The following is a 3987-nucleotide window of genomic DNA, read 5'->3' on the forward strand; positions in this document are numbered from 1 at the left end:
CTGATGAGCCGGGCAAAAGGCAAGATGGGCATATCCGAAGAGGAGACGATCTCAGCCGAAGCCGCCGATATGGAATGGGTTGGCCGGTTCCTCACATCGCTGGCGCAAGGAAACGTCGATCATGTGCTCTCCCTGCTGACTGAAGACGTCATGCTCGTCTCCGATGGAGGTGGAAAAGTAACTGCCGCCACCCGTCCAATACTGACTCGCGATCAAGTAGCCCGATTCCTTGCCGCCGTGTTCGATGGTATACAGCCCTATGATCAAGAAAATCTTCACTCCGAGATTGCCCCTTTGAACGGCGGGTCCGGCATCGTCATCCGTTCAGGGGACGATACCGTGAAAGCTGTCTTTATGCAGCTCCGAGGCGGCAAGCTGTCCAGAGTCTATATCGTACGAAACCCGGATAAGCTTACCAGGGTTTAGCAGTTACTTTCGCATGACCAGATCATGAAAGAGCGGCTAACGAAGACTTCTCGCCTACATTAGCCGCTATGTTCATATGGAAATCAGTTAAAATCGGTTGAAAAAGCGAGATCCTTTTGCTGTTCCAATTCCGCCAGCCGCTCGGTAAGAGCTTTGTGAATCGTCGAATATGCGTCGCTGCCCAGCACGATTCTTTTAGGCGCCGGTTTCTGGTCTACACTTCTGATCATCGCAGCAGCCATTTTGGCAGGGTCCCCTAGCGAGGGTGCCTTGGCTTCTTCGATAATCCGCCGCGCATGGATGGCCGGGGAGACCTCATAAGCATCTATCTTTGGTGCCAGCGTGGAGCTTTGATACCGGAAGTTCGTCCTTGCACTCCCCGGCTCCACAATAGTGACGCCTATATTAAAAGGGGCAACTTCAGCCATGACGGATTCGGCAAACCCCTCAATTCCCCATTTGCTCGCATGATACAAAGAACTTCCCGGGAAAGCGGTCTGGCCGCCTACGGTCGACAGCTGGAGGATCCGCCCATAGCCTTGTTTCCGTAAGTGAGGAAGAGCCGCGCGCACCACCTGGATGGATCCGATCAGGTTCGTTCAAGCTGATGGCGTATCTGCTCATCTGTCAATTCCTCTGCCGCGCCGAAAAGGCCGTACCCCGCGTTGTTGACCNCGACGTCGATGCTGCCGAGATCATGAAAAGCGTTGTCCACAACCCGGTGTATGGCGGGCGTATCGGTGACATCCAGCTTGGATACCCATAATAGGTCGCCGTATTTTGCTTGCAAATCATTCACGGCCTCCATATTGCGGACCGTTCCCGCGACCCGTTCCCCACGTTTCAAAAGCTGCTCCGTCATTTGACGTCCAAAGCCGCTGCTAATGCCAGTGATCAGCCAAGTACGATCATTCATTGTCGAATCCTCTCCCACTCTCTTAGTATGCGCCATTAGTATTTATAACTAACTGGTTAGTTATAAATTACACCTTTCGAACGATATTGTCAAATGGAAATGACTCATAAACTGATTCTGATGCTATAATGCCGTTTCTTCTACGTTTCTTCTACGGAAGTTATGACCCCGCCCTGTTGAACCATACCCGTTCCGGTTAAATACTATTGTAGTCATTTTGATGGGACGACAGGAGGGAATGATTGTGTACAAGGATCTTGAGGGCAACACAGCCATTATTACCGGAGCTTCTTCCGGCATCGGACGGGCTATGGCGCTGAGGTTCGGTCGGGAAAAGATGAATGTGGTCATTAACTACCGCAGCGGCGAGCAGGAAGTGAATTCCATCATCCAGGAGATTGAACAAAGCGGCGGTCAGGCGATAGGCGTGTATGGCGATGTCACCCGTGAAGAGGATGTCAAAAAGCTGGTAGCCGCCGCGCATGAGCATTTTGGCTCGCTGGACGTCATGGTCAACAACGCGGGCATCGAAAACGAAGTCCCCTCGGAGGACTTGACGCTGGAGGACTGGCGCAAGGTACTGGACGTGAATCTGACCGGGTCTTTCCTCGGCTGCCGCGAGGCAATCGATTACATGCTGGAACACCGGATCAGGGGACGGATCATCAACGTTTCGAGCGTGCACGAGATGATTCCGTGGCCCCATTTCGTGCATTATGCCGCGAGCAAGGGCGGGATCAAAATGATGACGGAAACGCTGGCGCTGGAATTTGCGCCGAAGGGAATCCGCGTCAACAGCCTCGGTCCCGGCGCGATCGATACGCCGATCAATGCCGCCAAGTTTTCCGATCCTGCCGCCAAAGCAAGCGTTGAGGCGCTGATCCCGCTCGGGTATATCGGCAAGCCGGAGGAAATCGCCGCTGCAGCCGCCTGGCTGGCCTCCTCCGAGTCCAGTTATGTTACGGGCATTACCCTGTTTGCGGACGGCGGGATGACCAAATACCCCGCTTTTCAAGGGGGACACGGTTAACTCCCCATACAACCCGTATCATGCACGGACAGGAGGAATGCGCACATGAACGAAACCTGGTGGAAAGAAGCCGCCGTGTACGAGATTTATCCCGTCAGCTTCATGGATACCAATGGAGATGGCAAAGGCGACCTTCGCGGAATCATTTCCAAGCTGGATTATTTAAAGGATCTCGGGATCGACGTCATTTGGATCTGCCCGATTTACGAGTCTCCCGGTAAAGACAACGGATATGACATCAGCGACTATTACGCGATCAATCCTGAATTCGGCACGATGGAGGATTTCGATGATTTGCTGCAAGAAGCCCATGCCAGAGGAATGAAAATCATGATGGACCTCGTGCTGAACCATACCTCCGACCAGCATCCCTGGTTTAAGGAATCGAGATTGTCGACCGACAACCCCAAGCGAAGCTTTTATATTTGGCGCAAAGGAGTCAACGGCCTGTACCCGAACAACTGGGAGTCCTATTTCAGCGGCTCGGTGTGGGAGATGGATCCGGAGACGGACGAATACTATATGCATCTGTATTCCAAGCATCAGCCCGATTTGAACTGGAGAAACGAAGAAATGGTACATGAATTGTACCAAATGATCCGGTGGTGGCTGGAAAAAGGCGTGGACGGCTTCCGCTTTGATGCCATTGCCCACATCGTAAAGGCGAAAGGACTGCCGGATGCCGACAATCCTCAGCATCTCCCTGTTGTGAGGGCGTACCAGCTATTCTCCAACCTGGAAAAAGTCCATTTCATGCTCAAAAAGCTGAACGAGGAAGTGCTGATGGACTACGACATCATGACCGTCGGCGAAACCTCGGGACTCGGCCCGGAGCAGGCTTTGGAGTATGTGGGAGACCAACGCCATGAGCTGAACATGGTGTTTCAGTTCGAGCATATGACGCTGGACTCCGCCTCAAACGGCACCGGTAAGTGGGAATCCCGGGCATGGACGCTGCTGGAGCTCAAAAAAATAATGAGCCGGTGGCAGACTACACTGCATAACCAGGGCTGGAATGCGAACTACCTCGGCAATCATGACCAGCCCAGAGCCGTCTCAAGGTTCGGCAATGACAAGGAGTACCGCGTCCAATCGGCCAAAATGCTGGCCACCTTCATGCTCACCCTGGAAGGGACGCCATACATTTACCAGGGCGAAGAAATCGGGATGACCAATGCAGCCTTTGACCAAATCGGCGACTACCGGGACGTGGAAACCTTGAATTACTATGAGCAGTCCCATCTTCAAGGCAAGCCGATCGACCAGACGATGCTGGCCATCCAGGCGAAGAGCCGGGATAACGCCCGCACCCCGATGCAGTGGGACGACGGGCCTCAAGCCGGCTTTACAACCGGCGAGCCTTGGATCAAGGTCAACCCCAATTATACGGATGTGAACGTGGCTTCGGCGATGAAGGACCCGGATTCCATCTATCATTACTACAAGCGGATGCTCTCCCTGCGCAAGACCCATAAAGCGTTGATCTATGGAGAGTACAAGCTGCTGCTTCCATTGGATCCGGATCTCTATGTTTACACCCGTACGCTCGAGCAAGACACCGTCCTGGTCATCCTTAACTTTTTGATGACACGCCGGTAATGGAATGGCCGAAAAC

The 3987-nt window shown here is 53.2% G+C and carries 4 protein-coding genes and 1 pseudogene; 3 read left to right on the forward strand and 2 right to left on the reverse strand.

Annotation, left to right across the window (positions count from 1 at the left end; translation table 11 throughout):
* Positions 1-426: sigma-70 family RNA polymerase sigma factor family protein (locus CPT76_RS18965; protein ID WP_483870058.1), on the forward strand; the 426-nt coding region annotated here is incomplete at its 5' end.
* An 83-nt stretch (positions 427-509) separates the two neighbouring features.
* Here the strand turns inward: CPT76_RS18965 and CPT76_RS40050 are convergent.
* Together CPT76_RS40050 and CPT76_RS40055 are read right to left on the reverse strand one after the other, a co-directional pair.
* Entirely contained in the window at positions 510-1001 is a 492-nt protein-coding gene (locus CPT76_RS40050; protein ID WP_308737618.1) for an SDR family NAD(P)-dependent oxidoreductase, read from the reverse strand.
* A 14-nt stretch (positions 1002-1015) separates the two neighbouring features.
* On the reverse strand, positions 1016-1378 hold the full coding sequence (locus CPT76_RS40055) for an SDR family NAD(P)-dependent oxidoreductase (RefSeq protein WP_483870059.1): 363 nt from the start codon (positions 1376-1378) through the stop codon (positions 1016-1018).
* A gap of 208 nt (positions 1379-1586) precedes the next feature.
* On the opposite strand from CPT76_RS40055, the gene CPT76_RS18975 reads away from it, so the two are divergent.
* Entirely contained in the window at positions 1587-2372 is a 786-nt protein-coding gene (locus CPT76_RS18975; protein WP_105444135.1) for a glucose-1-dehydrogenase, read from the forward strand.
* 45 nt (positions 2373-2417) lie between these two features.
* A pseudogene (locus CPT76_RS18980) lies at positions 2418-3987 on the forward strand (alpha-glucosidase); the annotation flags it as partial.

The sequence above is a fragment of the Paenibacillus sp. AR247 genome (genome assembly GCF_002968895.1).
Classification (GTDB): domain Bacteria; phylum Bacillota; class Bacilli; order Paenibacillales; family Paenibacillaceae; genus Paenibacillus_AQ; species Paenibacillus_AQ favisporus.